Here is a 21,539-nt window from a genome sequence, read left to right as displayed (position 1 = left end):
TTTTAAAACATTTGCAGTAAAGATTTAAACATTTGATCTGCTGTGCTGATCACTTTGGCATTGGCACTGTACATTTGTTGAAAATGCATTAAGTTTGCCGCCTCTTCATCAAGGTTCACCCCGCTGTAGCTATCGCGCGCAGCAATGGCGTTTTCACTTAAATTAGTAGCGGTGGTAATGCTATTTAAGTTTTGCTTACTAGTAATAGCAAGATCTCCTACTAATAACGTAAACTTATCGCCTTTTCCTGCCATTGAAGCAACAATATTAGCAATATTAGAGTTATCACCAGGTCCTGAGGTACTACTGTCTTTAAAACCAAGTTTATCAGTGGTGATCGCAGGGTTAATCTCAATCGTCCCTAATGGGTTTAATGGATTGTATGTAAACAGTGCTTCACCGGGGTCGTTATTTAAATCAAAACCACTTTGTAATGCATCATTCATATCATCGGCAAGGTCGGCAACTAAGCTATTTAAGGTTGCAAGGGTTGGTTTTATTACATCGTTATCAACGCTTATTAAGCCACCAAATTGACCACCAACGTTTTTATCAAGGGTGAATTCTTGACCAATAAAGTTACTCGTTACTGTTGTTCCATTTACTGAGATTGATGCCGCTTTACTCCCTACCACCAGCGGGGCACCACTTAAGGTACTAATATCAATAAAGCCATTATCTCGCTCAACAATAGACACGCCAATATGCCCTGATAACTGGTTTACTAGGCGTTCTCGATTATCTTTTAACTCTGCGGTTGATTGCTTGTTTGCTGTTGCTAATCCAATGCTACTGTTAATTTCGGCTATTTGCTTAGTAATAGAAGACACATTAAGCGCCACATTACTCATTTGTGCATTTAACTTTGTTGCTTGTCCTGCCAAAGCGCCATTAATTTGCGCAATATCTTGCATAAAGCCCTCTGCAGAGGATAAAAATTGTTGCCTGAAAGCCTGTGAATCAGGCTTGGTTGCTGCAGCATTGAGTGCATCTGTTAGGCTTGCAAGGGAGTTATTTAAGTTTAACGAGTCGGTACCAATGATTTGCTCAATAAAACCTAGATATGACTGTTTGTTTTCATAATAAGTGGTATCAGAATTAGTGCGCCAAATATCGTCATTTAAAAAGGCGTCAACAACCCGATCAACAGACGCCACCTCAACCCCGCCTAAATATACATTAGAGGTTTTAAATTGAGCTTGCTGACGCGAATAACCCTCAACGGCTGCATTCGCGACATTTTGCCCTGACACAGTCAGTGCAATATTTGCAGCATTGAGGCCGCTTAACGCGTTATTTAACATAGACATAATTAACTACCTAATCGTATTAGCATTCAATGGCTGAACAAATGCCGATCCCGCATAAATATCATAGCTTTGGGTTGGCTCAACGCTTTCAGCACCTTTATGTTGATCATTAGCGACCAAGCTTTGGCTATTCTTAAATGTATTTTCTATGGGGGCAATTTTCTCATCAAACTGCTTAACAATCGCTTCGGCTAAACCCAGTTGATGAGTTGACGCTAAATGCTGCGCGGTTTGAGCATTATGCATATCTCTAAATTGCGCTTGCTCGTTACTATTAAAAAAACCATTGTCACCGGCCATAGTTTTGGTGGTGCTATCCATACTTTTTAATACCAGCTGTAAAAAAATAGCTTCAAACTGCTCTGCCGCCTGTTTAACGCCTGCCTCACTGTTGCCAGTAATGTTTTCAAGATGGGTCGGGTCAATCGCTAATGACTGAGATAATTGGGTTGATGACTCTATTTTCATGGCTATTTCCTTTAAATAACTAATAGCTCGGCTTCTAGAGCCCCAGCATTATCAAGTGCAATTAATATCGACATAAGCTCGGCTGGCGTTGCGCCAAGTGCATTTACCGCTTTTACAATTTCATCTAATGAGGTGCCTTCAGGCCACAACAGCATATTTTTTTGTTGTTGATCTACTGTGATATCACTTGATTGCGTGGTCGTAGTTTGGCCATTTGAAAACGGCCCTGGTTGCGACACTTGCTCTTGTTCACTTATGGTAATGGTTAAATTGCCATGGTTAACCGCAGCCTGATTAACTCGCACTGTATTGTTCATTACGACAGTACCTGTGCGGCTATTAAATACAATTTTTGGGCGCTCAGAACCTTGCTCTACAGTAATATCTTGTAGCATCGACATAAACGTGTTGCGACTATTGGCATCGCTTGGCGCACTAACCACTAAGCGCGCCCAGTTTTCAGCAGTAGCTACATCAGGCCCAAATACTTTATTGATAGCACGTACAACATTGCGGGCAGTTTGATAATTTGGATCTTTTAAATTAAGAATTACATCACTTTGACTTTCATACATAGCCATAACACTGCGCTCAATAATTGCACCATTAGGAATAAGCCCTGAAGTAGGCACATTAACAGTCACCGAGGAGCCACTTTTACCGCTAGCATTAATGCCGCCCACCACTAAATTACCTTGTGCTAGCGCATACACTTTGCCATCAACCCCTTTTAACGGGGTCAACATTAAGCTGCCACCATGTAAGCTTTTTGCATCGCCTAATGAGTTCACAGTTACATCAATCGCTTGACCTGGGCTTCCCATTGGCGGTAACGTAGCATGGACAGCAACAGCCGCTATATTTTTTGATTTTGGTAATCGCTCTTCATCTACAGAGACACCAAATTGCTTTAGCATATTACTTAGCGATTGGCCGGCAAATTTTACTTGGGCTTTATCACCCGACCCCGGCAAGCCCACTACTAAACCGTAACCCACGAGTTGGTTTTCTCGCACACCTAGCACATCAACAATATCTAATAATGGACGTGCTTTGGCGGTCACAGTTGCAGGCGCTAATAGGCTAAAAAAGCACACTAGCATTAATAGTAAATATTTCATTAAAACCTCAGTAATCCCTTAGAACGGGTTTAAGAATCGGGTAAATAAAGTGGTAAACCAACCTGGGCGATTCGCATCAGCCAATGTGCCTTTGCCGGTATAGCTTATTTGCGCTTCAGCAATACGAAGCGACGAAACACGGTTACTTACATCAATATCGCCAGGGCGAACTAGCCCTTCAATTTCAATGTATTCATCGCCTTGATTAAGTTTAATTTGCTTACGCCCTTTAATAACCAGCGACCCATTAGATAAAACATGATTAACCCGCACGGTAATAGCGCCACTGAGGAAGTTTTGTTGGCTGGCGCTGCTTTCACCGTCAAACTTGGCACTCGAGCCTATACCCAAATTAAAATCAGCTACATTGAGTGCACCAGCAACTGGCACTGAAACATCCAAGTCGGTACTTTTATCTAAACTCGAATCGGCACTTTTACTTGATTGCGTGCGCTCGTTAAGCACCACAGTTAAAATATCGCCAACTCGGTAAGCACGTTTATCTGCATACAAAGAAAACATATAGTTATCTTGAAATAAGCTACCATCTTGCTGATTCAAACCCTGTGCATAGGCATCTTGGCTTATTTCATAGTCTTGAACTGATTTTTGAGTGGTGTTTTGCGGACATTTAACTTCCCCATACACCACTTCGCATTCCACCATTTGGGTTTTTGACGGGGTATTGCTACAACCAGCAACACCTAAAAGCAGCAAAAATAATGTTAACCTATTCATCATAATCATACGTTTTGGTTTATAAAGCGCAGCATTTCATCTGCCGCAGAGACCACTTTAGCGTTCATCTCGTAAGCGCGCTGTACGGCAATCATGCTTACCATTTCATCAACAACGCTCACGTTTGAGCCTTCAATAGTAAATTGTTGTAAGCCACCAAAAGCATCTTCACCGGGGATCCCCTCAACAGGTTCACCCGATGCTGCTGTTTCGCGGTACAAATTACCACCTAAGCTTTGTAAGCCTGCAGGATTTGCAAAGTTAACTGTTAACATTTGACCTAACTCAACCGCTTGCGCATCTTTACCCACTACCGCAGTAACGGTGCCGTCGGTGCCAATACTCACTTTAGTGGTGCCCTCTGGTAGCGCAATATTTTGTGCCAATGGTAAGCCGTTGCTGTTTACCAGTAATGACTCGGAGTTAAGCTGAAACTGACCGTTACGGGTAAATAATAACTCGCCGTCAGGGCTTTCAATTTGAAAAAAGCCTTGCCCTGCAATGGCCACATCTAACTGATTGCTGGTTGTTTCAAAGCTACCTTCGGTAAATTGCTTTTGCGTACCGTTAATACGAACACCGGTTCCCACCTGAATCCCAGATGGCAGCTGATTAAGCTCATCTACTTGCGCGCCAGGCTGTTTTTGTACTTGGTAAAATAAATCTTCAAATACCGCTCTGTCTTTTTTAAAACCGGCAGTGCTTACGTTCGCTAGGTTATTCGATATTGTTGTCATTCTTAAATCTTGCGCTGCAAGACCGGTTTTACTCACCCATAATGCTGAATTCATGTTTGGCTTCCTATTTACCCACGTCCACTGATAAGCTTATTGCCGCTGGTCGCTAATTCGTCAGCAGACTTCATCATTTTTACGTTCATTTCAAATTGGCGGCTAATATTCATTGTTTTGATCATTTCAGCCACCGCATTCACATTAGAACCTTCTAAAGCACCGGTTCTTACTGTAATTGTTTCGTCGGCTTCAAGCGGCTGTAAATCGTTAGCTCTGAGTAAGCCATCAGCACCTTTAATTAAGTTTGCATCGGTACTGGCTAATTTAATTTGCGCATCTTCTGCAATTACACCGCCGCCAATGGGGGTTAGGTTGATCATGCCGTTTGAGCCAATTTCAATATCACCAAACTCAGGAAGTTGAATATCGCCACCGTCACCTTGCACACGTCGGCCATTAACAGTAATAAAGCCATCGGCATCAACCACTAAATTACCCGCGCGGGTATAAGCCGGTTCGCCATTGTCATCCATCACCTCTAAATAACCGCCGTTGCTCAGTGCTAAATCAAGATTACGGCCAGTGTCCATGATTGGGCCTGACGATAAGTCAGTAGTTACTGGTGTTAGTTGCGCGTGGTAACGAGTACGAAAGCCCTCGCCTTGTACCATCATTGATTGCGCTTGCTCTAAGTCGGCCTTAAAACCTACGGTGCTAACATTTGCTAAGTTATTTGCAGCAACGCGTAAGGCGGTATTATTAAGTTCAGCACCCGAAACGGCGGTATAAATTAACTTTTCCACGCTCAGCTTCCTTAGGTGTTACTAAATAAAATTTGCATCATTTCATCAGCACTGCTGATGGTTTTAGCATTGGCTTGGTAATTTTGTTGAAATGACATTAAGCCAACCAGCTGTTCACTAATATCAACATTTGAGCCCATAAATGAACCCGACAGTAATTTACCCAGTGAGCCACTTTCAGGCTCGCCATAAAGTGCAGAGCCTGACTCTTCAGTTTGATACCACACGGTATTACTGCCTTGCTCTAAACCATCAACGTTCGCAAACGAGGCAAGTACAACTTGGCCTTGTAATTTAGATTCACCGTTAGTAAATGTTGCAAATACACGGCCGTCGTCTTCAACCTTCACACCAGAAAACGCCCCTGAGGTATAGCCGTTGGCATCGTTTTCGTTAACACTGAAACTTGAACCAAACTGCGTTGTACCATCGAATTTAAGCGCGATATTTAATGCTGCTGCGCCACTGGTTATTTCTGCATTACCTGGCGTTGAAGTAATAGGTACCTCTAAATCAACCGCCGTTAAGTCGCCTGAAAACGGCACCATTTGGCCATCGGTATCAAAGTTAAGTGTAATGGTACCGGCGTTAATTGAACCACCCGCACCATCATCAATAGCTTGAGTACCTGTCGTCGCACCAAGCGCTGAAAGCTGAGCTTGAGTAAGGGGTTTACCATCTAAGAAAAACATCGCTTGCCATTCGTTGCTACCCGTATGGTTAAAATACTGGGTCATTACATGGCTGTTACCTAAGGAGTCGAATACTTCGGTAGATTGAGAAAAGTTATATTGGCTACCATCTTTAGGATCAAATACCGCTGGAGCTGTAGGATAAGCAATCACGTCGCTAGAAGAACTTAAGTTACCGTTAAAGTTAATATTGGTACTGGCTTGTGCTTCTATGTTTGAGGCTTCAATTTTTAAATCGGTTAATACACCCGGTACAATTGTCGGATCACCACCATCAACCTGAGACACGCCAAAACCTTGCAGTTTGCCGCCGTTGGCATTAACAATATTTAAGTCGTTATCTAACTGAAACTGGCCTGCTTGGGTGTAAGCCGTACGGCCGTTTTCTGATATGGCAAAAAAACCTTGGCCATCAATAGCAATATCCAGCGCATTACCGGTGCGCACAATTTCACCACCGGTGACAAAATCTTCTTTAACATTGGCAACTTTAACGCCGCCGCGTTGACTGCCGTTATAAACCGCGGCAAATTCTGCGGTGTTATTTTTATAACCAGCAGTACCCGAGTTAGCAATATTATTACTGGTTACTTCTAATCCTGTTTGGGTACTTTTAAGACCACTTAATCCTATATTGAACATAGACATATTATTTATTCCTCTTATTTATGCCACTTGATTAATTTCAGTGATACCAAAATTACCCAAACCATCGACTTGTAATAAAATATCTTCTAACGATTTACCTACAGAAACACGCTCAACCTCACCACTTAGCCAAGTATCAAGCTGCTTTGGTACCTCTTCAGTAGTGGCATACGCTCTCACTGCATACGCACCGGCTTCTTGGTTTTCAAATTCAAAACGCAATGAACCGACTCCAGAATAAGGCAGTTGTTTTTCTTCAACTAATTCACCATCTTGGTTATAAAGTTGCACAGTGACAGAGTCTGCCGCTTCCCCTAAATTAACCATGCCAGAGACACTGCCATCTTGTTCAAGAGCAATACTGCTTGCTTGTACATCAACCGTTTGGCCAACCATATTAGTGGCTTCAAGCACCGCTAAGCTGCTCACATAATCCAAACCATCGGCGGTGTTTTGGCGAATGCTTTGTAACGACTCAACATTAGAAAACTCCGCAAGCTGGCTCACATATTGAGTGCCGTCCATAGGTTGTAATGGATTTTGATTACTAATTTGCGCAACAAGTAACTCTAAAAACATGGTCGACATTTCATCTGCTGAGCTATTACCGGCAATATTCGTAGTGTTTTTTGCCCCGTCGGCTGCGCTTGGAACGGCTGAATTAACTTGCATAAAATTATTGTCCTAACTTAAGAATGCTTTGCTGCATGCTATTTACACGCCCCATAACTTCAACAGATGTTTGGTAGCTACGACTTGCAGACATCATGTCGGCCATTTCTTCAAGTGCATTTACGTTGGAGTAAAATACATAACCATCGTTGTTAGCAATTGGATTATTTGGCTCGTAGCGCTGCTCTACCGCACGATTTGACTCAGTGATCCCTAATACATCAACCGAGGCTGAAATTGATTGGCTGTCTTGTGTTTGTTTGTACAAAGCAGAAAATACTGGTTTAAGTGCCTTGTAAGCGTCGGCTTCTGAACCGGCTGCGGTATCGGCATTGGCTAGGTTAGATGCAATGGTATCGAGGCGAATAACTTGAGCGCGCATGGCGCTGCCGCTAGCGTCATAAATTGAATTAAAAGACATTATGATTTCCCTGAAATAACTTTATGTAAGCCATTTATTTTCATATTTAAGAAGGTCAAACTGGTTTGAAAATCCATACTGTTGCTGGCAAATTTTGCTTGCTCAATATTTAACTCAACAGTGTTGCCATCACTTGATGGTTGATAAGGAACGCGATATTTAAGTTCATCCGTTTGTACACCAGCAAAATCAACATCTCTGTTTTGCGAAAAACTGGATGAAACACTTTGCATAATTTGACGGTAATCTACATCTCGAGATTTAAACCCAGGCGTGTCAACATTAGCCAAGTTACTGGCAATGACTTCTGCTCTGTCTAACCTTAATTTCATTGAAAAAGGGTGAACACCTAACGCTTTATCAAATAGTTCCATTGTTGCCTCTAATTTTTGTTTCTTGTATGCTTTCGCGCTTCGCATACACTTTCTACCTTGTGTATAACAACCTTTATGCCAACTTTTAAAAGTATATTTTTTCAATGACTTACATAAAAAAAGAGCAAAAAACAGCCCAACACACGGAAGCTAAACTTCCCCAAGGGAAGCGTTGGCTTTTCCGCTTACTTTTAACTATTGGACTTCTGCCAGCTCATGCTATGGCCATCCCCATTAATTTTGATAAAGAAATTCGGCAGTTTTTGCACAGTGAAATTAAGAGCTATTTGCGCTCAGTTAATTCGCAAAGTCAGCGACAAGATATAGAATTATTTATTCCTAAAGGCAGCGAAAATTTAAGCTGTGATGAATTGCAAATCACTCGCTCACAAAATCACACGCCACCTGCAGGCAGGGTGAGTATTTCTGTATCTTGCCCATCGCCTGCTTGGCGTTTTAGAGCCAGTGCCAAAGTAAGTGTGTGGATAAACCTAGTAGCTGCCAAGCACACTTTAAACCGAGGTAAAGTGCTTAATAAGCAAGACTTAGAATATAAAGGCGTGGATTTAGGTAAGCACCGCCACCAAGGCGAAACAAGTATTGACCAGCTAGTTGGACTCACCGTTAAACGCGAAATTGATAAAGGCACAGTGATCTCCAACCGATACCTAGAAAAGCAGTATTTAATCAATAAAAATGAGCATATTTCACTACAAATAACGACCGCAACTTTCTCAGCCAATGTTAAAGCCATCGCTCTTGAAGATGGCCAGCTTGGTGAGGTTATTAATGTAAAAAATTTATCATCAAAAAAAGTAGTTCAGGGAAGAGTAATTGCGCAAGGTGTGGCAGAAGCCGCGTTTTAAAAAATGTCGAAATAAAAGTTAAGTAATGCTTGTACTTGGTCGCTGATATAAACTAAGCAATATAAATTCGATAAACGAATTAGGTAACAAACAATGAATATAAGCGCAATAACAACCACTGCGGTTGAACAAAGCCAAAAAACAAACCAGCGTTCATCACTGGATGCAAAACCAGAGCAACAACCTGTAGCGGCTAAACAAGAGCAAGTAAATTCAGTGAGTGCATTAAGTAAATCAATAGACTCAACATTTCAAGATTTAGCTGCAAAGCCAGACGTTGATATGGATAAAGTAGCCCAAATGAAAGCGGCAATTGCCAGTGGTGAATTTAAAATTAATATTGATGAAACCGTTAACGCTATGGTTGAACTTCATAAAAAATGAAAACTGTAAAAGAGTATATTGTAAGTCTGCAACAAGACATTACTAAGCTAGACGCTTTAATTGAATTACTTGAAACGCAATACGAATTGCTAAGCCAACGTAATGTGCAGCTAGAAACACATAATAAAAAAATGCTCGGCTTTTTAGAAAGCTTAAATGAATCGCACAACCAGCGCGATGGCTTTTTGGTGAGTTTAGGCTTGCAAGGTGGCAAAGAAGGTTTAGCACAATTAACCGCGCTTCTACCTGTTGATATAAACACCCTTACTACTAAGCTATTGCATCAGCTTGAGCTAAAAACTAAAACCTGCAAAATAATGAATGAACGCTCAGGGCAATTACTTTCAAGCCAACGTCGGTTATTACAGCGCTTAACTGGCGGTGAAAACAAACAAGCTTACCCAGAAATGCCTTTATAAATACGTTACATAAAGGCATTTTCTTGTTTAGTCACTTTGCGCTATATTTTCACTTTACTCCTATTATTACCTTTAAAACCCTATCTTGAGTCCAAAAATAGTTGTTTCGCTAAAACTTAGTATTATTAGCTTTTGTGCAACTTTGCGGCTAATTGTATTTATAATAAGCAAATAGCGGCTAACGTCACCTTTATTAGACTAAAGAATGATTGCTGCTGAATCTGCTGATTTTATGACCTTTTCGCTATTCTGCATGACAAGATCACACTGTAAAAACAAAACAATAAACCACTGAATTTAAAGACCTTTTAAATTTAACAAGCCAGTTACAACACATCCCTTTGCTATTTTTGTTAACACTTACAAAGCGTTAAACTGGGCTATGCACGACCTTTTGCCTAATTACAATCTGTAGCAAGCTGTTTTACCCTGCGCACTCAACGTTCATTTGCTTTGTAAAAGCTGTATTTTTATTTTGAGTTAGCAACTAAGTTGCAGGAGAAGTCATGACCACCAAGCCGCTAGATGATAATTCATCTGATGCTATATCAGGAGCGGATACTCAAACCGTGTCCGATAGCTATGAAAATCTTCATAAGCCAAGCTCTGAGTTTGAAAGCCGCGACGCTTACCTAGAGCACGAGCTGCAAATTATGCAGCCAAAACGCTGGCGTCCAAATTTACCGTTTAGAGATTATCGCTTTGAATTTGAAGACACCATTCCAGCGATGGCCGCAACTATAGGTAAAGTTGTGATGGTTGCAGCCATTGCTGCCACGTTTGCAGGCCCTTTAGGCTTAAGTGATGACTTTGTACTTGAAAACGTACGCTACGAACTTTTAATTGTTTCGTTATTTATTTTACTATTTTCTGGCTTTATTTTACCGACCGCTAACTTAGCGGGTACTCATGGCCCACTCATTCCATTAATTCCTATTGTGGTTGCCGCAGGCGGACACCCTATGGCCTTTGGTTTGCTCATAGGAGCCTTTGGATTGATATTAGCATTTAGTAAAGGCGGCAGTCTCATGGCCAAGCTCACCAGTAAAGGAGTGTGTGGTGGCTTACTTCTTTATTTAGGCTTTGTGGGTACCATTTCACAAGTTAAAAAGCTGTTTGCATGGGCTGAAGAAATTCAAATGACCCATATTGCCTTTATTGTAATCTTAGCCACAATTTTACTTTATGCTTTATTGGAGCATTACAAAAAACGCTGGTTAGCCGTGCCACTGAGCTGTTTAATTGGTGGTTTTACTGCTTTTGCATTGGGTGCACCGTTTGAGTTTCATACTGCACCGGGCTTACCAAACATGAACCCTATGTACTGGTGGGGCGAAAACACCGGCTGGATGCTTGGCTTACCAACAGCAGAAAGCTTTGTAGTTGTACTTCCTTTTGCAGTTTTAGCAGTTGCTATGTGGTCGCCTGACTTTTTAGGCCATCAAGTATTTCAAAAAATTAGTTACCCAGAGCGTACTGAAAAAGTACAAATGAATATTGACGATACCATGCTTAGCGCATCAACAAGACAAACCTTTGGCTCGCTATTAGGCGGTGCTAACTTTGCGTCATCTTGGGGCACTTACATTGTTCCTGCAGCTATTGCAAAACGCCCTATTCCTGCAGGCGCAATTTTAACTGCGTTATTTTGTATTATCGCGGGTGTTTGGGGCTATCCAATGGACTTAGCTATTTGGCAGCCAGTATTGTGTGTTGCATTAATTGTAGGGGTGTTTATTCCACTACTTGAAGCGGGTATGGAAATGACCCGTGAAGGTAAAACCACCCAATCAGCCGCCATTGTGGTGTTTGCATCAAGCCTAGTAAACCCTGCATTTGGTTGGTCACTAACTATGCTACTTGATAACTTGGGCCTTATTGGCTGTAAAGAAAGAAGTGCTGATTTATCGCGAATGAGTCGCTGGGTCATCCCACTTATAATGTTTGTATTATTAACCGGTGTAATGGCACTGGTAGGTATGCTACCAGGCATTCCTGCGCTAATGCCAAGCTTTAGACATTAATTCCTTTATTAAACAGCAAAGCGAGCTTTAATAGCTCGCTTTTTTATTGTACTTATAAAAAACCAGCACAGTGTACTTGCAATAATCCCCCTTGAAGTAACAGCCCTGAAGTAACAGTCCCTGAAATAATTACAAGCCACCCTGCAGAATTTTTATAAAACTCGCCACCAGCTAAAAAACCTTATGTATCAAAAAAACCATAACCAGTTGATATATAAATGAAATTAAACATTTCACTTTCTGGTATAGGCTTTGCACCTATATAAGTGAACGTTAAAAATCATTTTATTAGTAACGCTTTTAAAATGAAAAATCATCACTCTTAATAAGGAGCTAATTATGAATAGCGATCGTATCGAAGGAAACTGGAAAGAACTTAAAGGTAAAGCGCAACAAAAATGGGGCGATCTTACCAACGATGATTTAGATAAAATTGAGGGTAGCCGTACCGAGCTTGTTGGTAAAATTCAGCAAAAATACGGTAAATCCAAAGATGAAGCCGAGAGCGAAGTAAATGACTTTGAGAAAGGTCATTAATATAAAGCGTGTTAACAGCTTTACTTGCTAATAAAAAACCGCCAATTGGCGGTTTTTTGTTATCTCAAGCTTAACTATTTTGCCAGCGCTAACTTCACTGCTGCCTCGGCATGTATTTTGGTGGTATCGTAAAGCGGAACCTGCGTATGTTGTGGCTTTACCAACAAGGCGATTTCAGTACAACCTAAAATGATGGCCTGCGCGCCTTGCTCAAATAATCGCTCTATAATACGCACATAATCGGCTCGCGAATCGTCATCAATAATCCCTTGGCATAACTGCGAATAAATAACCTCGTGCACACGCTTTCGCTCATTAGGCTCAGGTATTAATACCTCAATGTTATGCTTATCGGTTAAACGCTCTTTGTAAAAGTTTTGCTCCATTGTAAATTGCGTGCCCAATAACCCTACTCGCGTAATGCCATCGTGCTTTAATTGCTCGGCGGTGGCATCGGCGATGTGCAAAATAGGAATGGTAATATTACTGGCAATCTCATCGGCCACTTTATGCATAGTGTTGGTACAAATAAGTAAAAAGTCGGCACCACCACCCTCTACAGATTTAGCTGCCTTGGTGAGTAACTTAGCTGTTTGATGCCAATCGCCTTGATGCTGTAGTGCTTCAATTTTTGCAAAATCGACGCTCACCATACAAATTTTAGCACTATGTAGTCCACCCAATGAGTTTTTAACGCCTTCGTTTAAAGCTTTGTAATAGCTGGCTGTTGACTCCCAACTCATGCCTCCTAACATACCGATTGTTTTCATAGCTAGTTCCCTCTCTCGATCGCAGTTTACGTTTCACAGTAAGTTAAAAATAACAGCTCTTCACTAGAAACTTAATTAGCTTTATTAACTGCACTGATCACAGCGTCAGACAATAACAACTTTTCGTCTTTATATACTTCAAGCCAACCTGGTGGTGAGGTATCACAACCAATTACCGTTACTTGCAATACGTAACTATAACGTCCGTTTTTAAACGTATAGTGATGATTGCCGCCACTACCTTCAAAGGTAATATCACCATTAATTAAAACGATATCAGGCTTATCGCTTGGGCTTTTATCAATGCTCCACGACGCATAACGGAAGTTTCCATCGCCTAAATCATCAACACGAACTCGGTATTTTGCTGTGTCCCAATCAAGTATTGGTTTTTGAAAGGTTTTAATACTTGAATGGAGTGATTGTTTATTTTGAGCGATTAACTTTTCTGCATGTGCTTGCTCAGTGCTATTTTGTGTATTCACAGCAATAACTTTGCCGTCTGTGTCTACCCACATTACGCCGTTATTGAGCATAATGCCGCGCCAACCTACGCTATCCCAATCGGTATTAATATTAGAGCTACCAATAACGGCAACAAGTTCATCGTCAAACACTTCATCAAAGCGGTTAATAAACTCAGCTTCATTTTTAATATCAGGAAGTGGATACTGCCTTTTTAAAGGGTAGCGAATATGCGCAGCAATAGCAGTTTTATCATGTGCTTTAAAAGCAGCAATAACAGGTAAAACACTCTCATGATACTTTTGATCAAGCGCAAAACTCTGCATATTGAATAAAAAAGCCAAGCTCAATATAACGTAATTTAGAAACTTCAAGTGTAGTCCTTTATTTAAGAGTATTACTAATAAAGAAGATTTCGGTAAAAGTTAAAAACAAAAAATCTCAAAGAATCAACTCAAGTATTGGAGTTACTCTTCTTCTCATCCCAACTTTCGATTATAAAAATACTTGCGGTATGTGCTGCATGAACAGCCAACCGGGCATGTCTAGGCTTAATATTATATCTAGTCCGACCTTCGGCATGCGCAGCACTAGCATGTGTGCGCAGTGCACCAATACCACTAACTGTTGAGAACAGCCCACTTAATATTTGTATTAAATCTTTATCTTGGATAAGGCCAATATCAAAACCCAGCTCGCCCTTAATTACTTTCCAAACACCTTGTAAATCTTTTTTAGCAGGCATAGTTAAACCTTCATCTTCTATAAACGTTTTACAAATAGCTTCTAATATATTGCACGCTGCTAATACAGCTTCTCGGGGATCACTTGTTATATTATCCATTGCACGCTCGAACTCAGCATTAATTGCTGGTAAATCTCTATTTTTTATTAACGCTGATAGCGATTGCGATGGAGCACTTGCACCTTCCTGAATGAAACCACCTATTCTATATTCTAAGTTGTAACTAGAGAGGCACTGTTTTATCTTTTGTACATATTTATAGGCCGTATTCTCAACTTTTTGAAACATTATCTCACTGAATTCATTTTGAAATTCAGGATTCTCCATATAGTTTTCAATTAATTTAGCAACTACGGATATCGGGTTATCAGATTTATTATTTATTCTTCTTAGCCACGTCTGTGCTTTAGAAGATTTAGAACCTTCAGGAGGTTCGCCTGGCGCGTTAGAGTACAAAAAAAGAGAATCCATCGTAGCATGAGTCTCTAGAGAGGAGATTGCATCGGCTAGAATTGATATAAGAGGTGCTGGTATTTGTTTATTCATAAATTGAGAAGTCCTTTTAACTATCTAATTATGTTAACTACTCTACTACAAAAAAGTCCAACAGACTTTTATTACTACTTTAAGTGCCTCACAAAAAACGAGCCTAAATCGGCTCGTTTTTGTTTTACTGATAGCTGACAGCTAAAAACTGACCGCTTCAACTTTTGACCGCTGCTCTTTTATTCTGGCTCATACCCCAAGTTAGGCGATAACCACCTTTCGGCTTCTGCGAGCGTCATACTCGTTCGCTTGGCGTAGTCTTCTACCTGATCCTTCTGTACTGCTGCTACCGCGTAGTATTTCGCTTGTGGGTGTGAAAAGTACCAACCTGATACCGCAGCACCTGGCCACATGGCGTACGAGCTGGTGAGCTGCATACCAATGCGTTTTTCAGTATCGAGTAGTTGCCAAATTTTCTTTTTCTCGGTGTGCTCTGGGCACGCTGGGTAACCCGGTGCTGGGCGAATACCTTGGTAGTTTTCGCGAATGAGTTCATCGTTAGGCAGGTTTTCATTAGGTGCATATCCCCAATACTCTTTACGCACTTGTTCGTGCAGGTATTCGGCAAAGGCTTCTGCGAGCCTATCAGCAACCGCTTTTATCATTATTTTATTGTAGTCGTCTTGCTGTGCGTCGAACGCATTGGCGAGGTCGTCTTCTTCTAAGCCACCTGTTACCGCAAACGCACCAAAGTAATCAGGCGTGCCTTTTGGCGCAATGTAATCGGCTAAACAGTAATTAGCAAAGTCGGTTTTTTCGGTTTGCTGGCGCAAATGGCACGAGGTAGTTAATAGCTCTTTGCGCGTTTCGTCGGTGTAAATTTCTATATCATCGCCCACACGGTTAGCTGGGAATAAACCAATAACACCTAATGGCTGTAAACTGCCTGACTTTTCAAGTTCATCGAGCATGTCGTTGGCGTCTTTAAACAAGCTTTGTGCTTGTTCGCCCACTACTTCGTCGGTCATTATGCGCGGATATTTACCGGCGATTGACCAGGTCATAAAGTACGGCGTCCAGTCTATGTATTTGCGTAAAGTCGCGATTGATACATTTTTAAACTCAGTCACGCCCAGCTTTTTAGGCACGGGTGGGGTGTAGTTATCCCAATCAAGCTGTGCTGCATTATCACGGGCGCGCTGTATGGTAACCGGTTTTGAGCGCGGCTTTTTGCGTGCTTGTTGTTCGCGTACTTTGTCGTACTCGGCGGTGGTTTTAGCTAAAAATTCTGCTTTATGCTCTTTTGATAATAAGTTAGACACCACACCCACGGCGCGGCTGGCGTTATTTACATACACCACGCCTTTGTCGTACTGCGGCTCTATTTTAACTGCGGTATGCGCTTTTGAGGTGGTTGCCCCACCAATCATTAACGGTAGCTCAAAGCCACGACGTTTCATTTCTTTGGCAACGTGTACCATTTCATCAAGCGATGGAGTAATTAAGCCCGAAAGGCCTATAATATCGGCTTTTTCGTCAATTGCTGTTTGCAGTATTTTTTCGGCAGGTACCATTACGCCTAAGTCGATTACTTCGTAGTTATTACATTGTAGTACTACGCCAACAATGTTTTTACCTATGTCATGCACGTCACCTTTTACGGTAGCCATAACAATTTTACCATTGGTGGCGCCTTCCTCTTTTTCGGCTTCAATGAATGGGTCGAGGTAGGCGACCGCGCGTTTCATTACCCGAGCCGATTTAACCACTTGGGGTAAAAACATTTTACCGGCACCAAATAAATCCCCAACCACGTTCATGCCATCCATAAGTGGCCCTTCAATGACGTGAATAGGTTTATCGGCGCCAGCACGGCACTCTTCTGTATCTTCATCTATAAAGGTGGTTATGCCTTTTACAAGGGCGTGCTCTAAGCGCTTCTCAACCGACCAAGTGCGCCATTCTAAATCTTCTACCCGCTCAGCTTGTGCCATGCCTGAGTATTTAGGCGCAAGTTCAACAAGGCGCTCGCCAGCACCGGGGTCGGTGTTAAGAATTACATCTTCTACGGCTTTGCGAAGTTCCTCGGGGATGTCGTCGTAAACAGCAAGTTGCCCTGCGTTTACTATGCCCATATCCATACCCGCTTTTATAGCATGGTATAAAAACACCGAGTGAATCGCTTCGCGTACTGGGTTATTACCTCTAAACGAGAACGATACGTTTGACACCCCACCCGACACTTTACAGTGCGGTAAATTTTGCTTAATACGGCGGGTGCCTTCAATAAATTCTACGGCGTAGTTGTCGTGCTCTTCTATGCCGGTGGCAACGGCAAATATATTGGGGTCGAATATAATGTCTTCTGGCGGGAAGCCAATTTCGTCGACCAAAATACGGTAGCTGCGCTCACAAATTTCAAACTTACGATCGGCGGTATCGGCTTGACCTTCGGTATCAAACGCCATCACAACAGCGGCGGCGCCAAAGCGTTTTATAATTTTAGCTTGGCGAATAAACGGCTCTTCACCCTCTTTAAGTGAAATGGAGTTAACAATGGCCTTGCCTTGAATACACTTTAAGCCTGCTTCTATAACTTCCCACTTTGAGGAGTCGACCATTATAGGTACTTTAGAAATATCAGGCTCTGAGGCAATTAAGTTTAAAAACTTAACCATGGCCGCTTTTGAGTCCAGCATGGCTTCGTCCATGTTGATATCAATAACCTGTGCGCCATTTTCTACTTGTTCGCGGGCCACATTAAGAGCGGTCTCGTAGTCTTCTTCCATGATCAAACGTTTAAACATGGCCGAGCCAGTTACGTTAGTACGCTCGCCGACATTGGTAAATACTGCAATTTGTTGGGTCATTGGCGGCTCCTTAATTTAAGTTACAGGCTTCTAGGCCTGATAAACGCATACGCACTTCAAGCTCTGGTAATTTTCGTGGTGCTGTGCCTTCAAGCCCTTTGGCAAAGGCACGAATGTGCGCAGGCGTAGTGCCGCAGCAACCGCCAACAATATTAATAAAGCCCGATTTACCCCAATCTATGATCTCTTTTGCCATGTCGTCTGCTTCTAAATCGTATTCTCCGAACTCATTGGGTAAGCCCGCATTAGGGTGAACAGAAACAAAGGTTTCGCACACGCGTGATAGCTCTTCAACGTATTGGCGTAGTAAATCTGGCCCTAGCGCGCAATTTAAGCCAATTGAAAGCGGCTTAATATGGCGAATAGAGTTATAAAATGCTTCGGTGGTTTGCCCTGAAAGCGTGCGGCCTGAGGCGTCGGTGATAGTGCCTGATATCATCACTGGTAATGTACGCCCTGCTTGTTCAAACGCTTCTTCTACCGCGAATGAGGCGGCTTTTGCATTAAGCGTATCGAATATTGTTTCGATTAAAATAATATCTACACCGCCTTCCATAAGTGCAAGGGTCGACTCCACATACGCAGTCACTAACTTATCAAAGGTAATATTACGATAGCCTGGGTCGTTTACATCCGGAGATAACGAACAGGTTTTAGATGTTGGCCCTAAAACACCCGCTACATAGCGCGGTTTTTCTGGGGTTTTAGCGCTAAATTCATCACATACAGCACGGGCTAACTTAGCTGACTCTAAATTAACTTCACGGCTTATACTCGCCATGTCGTAATCTTCCATCGAAATGGTGGTCGAGTTAAAGGTGTTGGTTTCGATAATATCGGCACCGGCGGCTAAAAAGCTGCGGTGTATATCAGTAATAATTTCAGGCTTGGTTAGGCTTAATAAATCGTTATTACCTTTAATAAGCACGTGCCAATCTTTAAAACGTTCACCACGGTAGTCTTGCTCTTCAAGCTTATGCGCTTGGATCATGGTTCCCATTGCACCATCTAAAATTAAAATGCGCTGTTTGAGCGCATCACTCAGCTGTTCATGCTTATTGTTTTGAGGATTATTCGGCATAGTTGTTAGTCCTTACGTCTTGGCTAACTAAGTTAATATCATAGGGTGTGGTTTGGTAAACGTAATAATTTAACCAGTTTGAAAACAGTAAAAACGCGTGGCTTTGCCATGTTTTAGACGGTTGTTTGCTGGCATCGTCATCAGGAAAATAGTTTTCAGGCTTTGGCGCATCGGGGCTTTTTTGTAAATCGCGCTCATATTCGGCTTTTAAACTGTCGGCATCGTATTCGGGGTGGCCGGTAATAAACACTTGGCTGCCCGATTTATTTTTAAGTAAATACGCCCCTACTCGTTCAGAGCCCGCTAATACCACCAGCTCTTCACAGGCGTTTATTTTATTAATATCTATGTGGCCATAGCGTGAGTGGGGTACTAAAAAGGTATCGTCAAAGCCGCGGGTAAGTGCACCATGGGCAAAGTAGCATTGGTGGGTAAACACCCCGCAGAGTTTATTGTCTTTTAAATCGCGCTTTAAATTATAACGGTGGTATAAGGCCGCGTGGGCAGCCCAGCACGAAAACAAGGTAGAAGTTACATGTTGCTCGGCCCAATCAATAATTACTTTGAGCTCTTCCCAATACGCTACTTCTTCATACTCTAAATGTGCGAGCGGTGCACCGGTAATTAACAGTGCATCGTAGTTGTTGTTTTTTACTTCTGAGAAATAACGATAAAAAGTATCTAAGTGTTGCTCTGAGTTGCTACTACTGCGGTGCGTATCAAGGCGCAATAGCTCAACATTTACTTGCAGCGGAGAGTTAGCCAACAAGCGAATAAACTGTACTTCGGTTTCTACTTTATTAGGCATAAGATTAAGAATAGCCAAACGCATAGGGCGTATTTCTTGGGTTTTTGCACGCGTTTTTGGCATTACAAACACGTTTTCATGACGTAAACGTGCAATAGCTGGCAATTCGTCTTCTACTGTAATTGGCATTCTTAAAGCTCCTGCTCATAAAAACCGAGAGTTAATACGCTCTCATTATGAACAGAATGCCAAAAATATCAACCTCTAGATGTATAGATGTCTAAATTAAATTTATTCACGCGGTTTGTATAAATTGAATATGTACTTTAAAACAGTGCCATTCGTTGACTGTTTCACCTGTGAGCCACTACAATACAGCATTGAAATTTTTATTATTATTTGAAGGCTTCTTCCATGGTTTTACCTGATAAGTTTATATTCTCGATGAGTCGAGTATCTAAGGTTGTGCCACCAAAACGCACTATCTTAAAAGATATTTCGTTGCATTTTTTCCCAGGCGCAAAAATTGGTGTGCTAGGTTTAAATGGTTCTGGTAAATCATCACTACTTCGCATTATGGCGGGTGTTGATGAAGAGTTTGAAGGTGAAGCTCGCCCTCAACCAGGCACTAAAATTGGTTACTTACCGCAAGAGCCTGTTTTAGACGAAAGCAAAACAGTTCGTGAAATTGTTGAAGAAGCTGTAGGTGAAGTAAAACATGCCCTTAACCGCCTTGACGAAGTGTATAACGAATACGCAATGGAAGGCGCTGATTTTGACGCATTGGCTAAAGAGCAAGGTGAATTAGAAGCGGTTATTCAAGCGCACGATGGTCATAATATCGATAACGTATTAGAGCGTGCTGCCGATGCACTTCGTTTACCTGAGTGGGATGCTAAAATTGAGCACCTATCGGGTGGTGAGCGCCGTCGTGTTGCTATTTGTCGTTTGTTACTTGAAAAACCAGACATGCTGATTCTCGATGAACCAACTAACCACTTAGATGCTGAGTCGGTTGCATGGCTAGAGCGCTTCTTACATGACTACGAAGGCACTGTTGTGGCAGTAACGCATGACCGTTACTTCCTTGATAATGTAGCAGGTTGGATTTTAGAGCTTGACCGTGGTGAAGGTATTCCGTGGGAAGGTAACTACTCGTCTTGGCTTGAGCAAAAAGATGCCCGCTTACAACAAGAGCAAAAATCTGAAAAAGCACGTCAAAAGTCGATTGCACAGGAACTTGAATGGGTTCGTTCAAACCCTAAAGGTCGTCAAGCTAAGTCAAAAGCACGTATGGCACAGTTTAGCGAACTACAACAGTCTGATTATCAAAAACGTAACGAAACTAACGAATTGTTTATTCCACCTGGCCCACGTTTAGGTGACCAAGTATTAGAAGTAAACAACTTACGTAAAAGCTTTGGCGACCGCGTTTTAATTGATGACTTAAGCTTTAGCATGCCTAAGGGCGCTATTGTGGGTATTATTGGCGCCAATGGTGCAGGTAAATCAACGCTATTTAAAATGTTAAGCGGTGAAGAACAGCCAGATAGCGGTAATATCAGCATTGGTGAAACAGTAGAACTGGCAACTGTTGATCAGTTCCGTGGCAACATGGACGAAAGCAAAACGGTATTCCAAGAAATCTCTGACGGCCAAGATGTACTAAAAATTGGTAACTTTGAGTTCCCAAGCCGTGCTTACGTTAGCCGTTTTAACTTTAAAGGTAACGATCAGCAAAAGTTTGTTAAAGACTTATCTGGCGGTGAGCGCAACCGTTTACATCTAGCTAAACTGTTAAAAGCAGGCGGCAACGTGGTACTTCTAGATGAGCCAACCAATGACTTGGACGTTGAAACATTACGTGCTCTTGAGAATGCTATTTTAGAATTCCCAGGTTGTGTAATGTGTATCTCGCATGACCGTTGGTTCCTTGACCGTATTGCTACACACATTTTAGATTACCGCGACGAAGGCCAAATTAACTTCTTTGATGGTAACTACACTGAATACGAAGAGTGGCTTAAAAAGACTCTTGGCGCAGAAGCTGCACAGCCTAAGCGCATAAAGTATAAAAAAATTGGCTAACAGCCACAGTGAATAAGTTAAAAGCCCTGCATTTAATGCGGGGCTTTTTTATGCGAGCTATTTTTATCTTTAAGC

The 21,539-nt window shown here is 41.9% G+C and carries 22 protein-coding genes; 6 read left to right on the top strand and 16 right to left on the bottom strand.

Annotated elements, in window-relative coordinates:
* Positions 1 to 2: 2 nt before the first annotated feature.
* From flgK to flgB, 10 genes are read right to left on the bottom strand one after another with little or no spacing between them, the layout of a single operon-like run.
* The gene (flgK, locus tag ACNSN2_RS03560) at positions 3 to 1,310 is read right to left on the bottom strand and encodes a flagellar hook-associated protein FlgK (protein ID WP_418608584.1); all 1,308 of its coding nucleotides are present in this window, start codon (positions 1,308 to 1,310) and stop codon (positions 3 to 5) included.
* 6 nt (positions 1,311 to 1,316) lie between these two features.
* The gene (locus ACNSN2_RS03555) at positions 1,317 to 1,778 is read right to left on the bottom strand and encodes a rod-binding protein (protein ID WP_055011657.1); all 462 of its coding nucleotides are present in this window, start codon (positions 1,776 to 1,778) and stop codon (positions 1,317 to 1,319) included.
* Between the two features lie 11 nt (positions 1,779 to 1,789).
* A complete protein-coding gene (locus tag ACNSN2_RS03550) occupies positions 1,790 to 2,899 on the bottom strand; it encodes a flagellar basal body P-ring protein FlgI (RefSeq protein ID WP_010391158.1) in 1,110 nt (369 codons plus the stop codon).
* Between the two features lie 18 nt (positions 2,900 to 2,917).
* A complete protein-coding gene (locus ACNSN2_RS03545) occupies positions 2,918 to 3,640 on the bottom strand; it encodes a flagellar basal body L-ring protein FlgH (RefSeq protein WP_418608583.1) in 723 nt (240 codons plus the stop codon).
* 2 nt (positions 3,641 to 3,642) lie between these two features.
* Positions 3,643 to 4,428 carry a flagellar basal-body rod protein FlgG gene (gene flgG / locus ACNSN2_RS03540; protein WP_010391154.1) on the bottom strand — a complete coding sequence of 262 codons (786 nt, stop codon included), beginning with the start codon at positions 4,426 to 4,428 and terminating at the stop codon, positions 3,643 to 3,645.
* A 14-nt stretch (positions 4,429 to 4,442) separates the two neighbouring features.
* A complete protein-coding gene (locus ACNSN2_RS03535) occupies positions 4,443 to 5,174 on the bottom strand; it encodes a flagellar basal body rod protein FlgF (RefSeq protein ID WP_010391152.1) in 732 nt (243 codons plus the stop codon).
* An 11-nt stretch (positions 5,175 to 5,185) separates the two neighbouring features.
* The gene (locus tag ACNSN2_RS03530) at positions 5,186 to 6,514 is read right to left on the bottom strand and encodes a flagellar hook protein FlgE (RefSeq protein WP_010391149.1); all 1,329 of its coding nucleotides are present in this window, start codon (positions 6,512 to 6,514) and stop codon (positions 5,186 to 5,188) included.
* Positions 6,515 to 6,532: 18 nt separating this feature from the next.
* Positions 6,533 to 7,186 carry a flagellar hook assembly protein FlgD gene (locus ACNSN2_RS03525; RefSeq protein WP_054202054.1) on the bottom strand — a complete coding sequence of 218 codons (654 nt, stop codon included), beginning with the start codon at positions 7,184 to 7,186 and terminating at the stop codon, positions 6,533 to 6,535.
* 4 nt (positions 7,187 to 7,190) lie between these two features.
* Complete coding sequence (gene flgC / locus ACNSN2_RS03520; protein ID WP_010391144.1) at positions 7,191 to 7,607, bottom strand: flagellar basal body rod protein FlgC; 417 nt, start codon at positions 7,605 to 7,607, stop codon at positions 7,191 to 7,193.
* Positions 7,607 to 8,026: a flagellar basal body rod protein FlgB gene (gene flgB, locus ACNSN2_RS03515; protein ID WP_010391142.1), complete on the bottom strand. Its 420-nt coding sequence runs from the start codon at positions 8,024 to 8,026 to the stop codon at positions 7,607 to 7,609. The genes flgC and flgB overlap by 1 nt, the downstream gene beginning before the upstream one ends.
* Positions 8,027 to 8,085: 59 nt before the next feature.
* On the opposite strand from flgB, the gene flgA reads away from it, so the two are divergent.
* From flgA to ACNSN2_RS03490, 5 genes are all read left to right on the top strand, one after another.
* Positions 8,086 to 8,847, top strand: coding sequence for a flagellar basal body P-ring formation chaperone FlgA (gene flgA, locus ACNSN2_RS03510; protein WP_418608582.1), 762 nt, complete (start codon positions 8,086 to 8,088; stop codon positions 8,845 to 8,847).
* A 93-nt stretch (positions 8,848 to 8,940) separates the two neighbouring features.
* The gene (gene flgM, locus ACNSN2_RS03505; protein ID WP_016899394.1) at positions 8,941 to 9,231 is read left to right on the top strand and encodes a flagellar biosynthesis anti-sigma factor FlgM; all 291 of its coding nucleotides are present in this window, start codon (positions 8,941 to 8,943) and stop codon (positions 9,229 to 9,231) included.
* Positions 9,228 to 9,650 (top strand): flagellar export chaperone FlgN, encoded by a 423-nt coding sequence (gene flgN / locus ACNSN2_RS03500; protein WP_010391136.1) that lies wholly within the window; start codon positions 9,228 to 9,230, stop codon positions 9,648 to 9,650. Before flgM ends, flgN begins: the two co-directional genes overlap by 4 nt.
* A gap of 506 nt (positions 9,651 to 10,156) precedes the next feature.
* Complete coding sequence (locus ACNSN2_RS03495; RefSeq protein ID WP_418608581.1) at positions 10,157 to 11,674, top strand: DUF3360 family protein; 1,518 nt, start codon at positions 10,157 to 10,159, stop codon at positions 11,672 to 11,674.
* A 339-nt stretch (positions 11,675 to 12,013) separates the two neighbouring features.
* Positions 12,014 to 12,211: a CsbD family protein gene (locus ACNSN2_RS03490; RefSeq protein ID WP_418608580.1), complete on the top strand. Its 198-nt coding sequence runs from the start codon at positions 12,014 to 12,016 to the stop codon at positions 12,209 to 12,211.
* A gap of 74 nt (positions 12,212 to 12,285) precedes the next feature.
* On the opposite strand, the gene ACNSN2_RS03485 is transcribed toward ACNSN2_RS03490, so the two are convergent.
* From ACNSN2_RS03485 to ACNSN2_RS03460, 6 genes are all read right to left on the bottom strand, one after another.
* The gene (locus ACNSN2_RS03485; protein WP_418608579.1) at positions 12,286 to 12,981 is read right to left on the bottom strand and encodes an aspartate/glutamate racemase family protein; all 696 of its coding nucleotides are present in this window, start codon (positions 12,979 to 12,981) and stop codon (positions 12,286 to 12,288) included.
* 71 nt (positions 12,982 to 13,052) lie between these two features.
* A complete protein-coding gene (locus ACNSN2_RS03480; RefSeq protein WP_418608578.1) occupies positions 13,053 to 13,820 on the bottom strand; it encodes a hypothetical protein in 768 nt (255 codons plus the stop codon).
* Between the two features lie 80 nt (positions 13,821 to 13,900).
* Entirely contained in the window at positions 13,901 to 14,737 is an 837-nt protein-coding gene (locus ACNSN2_RS03475) for an abortive infection family protein (RefSeq protein ID WP_418608577.1), read from the bottom strand.
* A gap of 179 nt (positions 14,738 to 14,916) precedes the next feature.
* Positions 14,917 to 17,547, bottom strand: a complete 2,631-nt coding sequence (metH, locus tag ACNSN2_RS03470) for a methionine synthase (RefSeq protein WP_418608576.1) — start codon at positions 17,545 to 17,547, stop codon at positions 14,917 to 14,919.
* Positions 17,548 to 17,557: 10 nt separating this feature from the next.
* Positions 17,558 to 18,628: a homocysteine S-methyltransferase family protein gene (locus ACNSN2_RS03465; protein ID WP_418608575.1), complete on the bottom strand. Its 1,071-nt coding sequence runs from the start codon at positions 18,626 to 18,628 to the stop codon at positions 17,558 to 17,560.
* On the bottom strand, positions 18,618 to 19,565 hold the full coding sequence (locus ACNSN2_RS03460; RefSeq protein ID WP_008111930.1) for a homoserine O-succinyltransferase: 948 nt from the start codon (positions 19,563 to 19,565) through the stop codon (positions 18,618 to 18,620). Before ACNSN2_RS03460 ends, ACNSN2_RS03465 begins: the two co-directional genes overlap by 11 nt.
* A 225-nt stretch (positions 19,566 to 19,790) precedes the next feature.
* Here ACNSN2_RS03460 and ettA point away from each other — a divergent pair, with 225 nt between their 5' ends.
* Complete coding sequence (gene ettA, locus ACNSN2_RS03455; RefSeq protein ID WP_008111928.1) at positions 19,791 to 21,464, top strand: energy-dependent translational throttle protein EttA; 1,674 nt, start codon at positions 19,791 to 19,793, stop codon at positions 21,462 to 21,464.
* Positions 21,465 to 21,539 lie beyond the last annotated feature (75 nt).

The sequence above is a fragment of the Pseudoalteromonas sp. US3C1013 genome, from assembly GCF_048401115.1.
Classification (GTDB): domain Bacteria; phylum Pseudomonadota; class Gammaproteobacteria; order Enterobacterales; family Alteromonadaceae; genus Pseudoalteromonas; species Pseudoalteromonas undina.
This window is presented reverse-complemented; position numbering and strand designations above follow the sequence as displayed.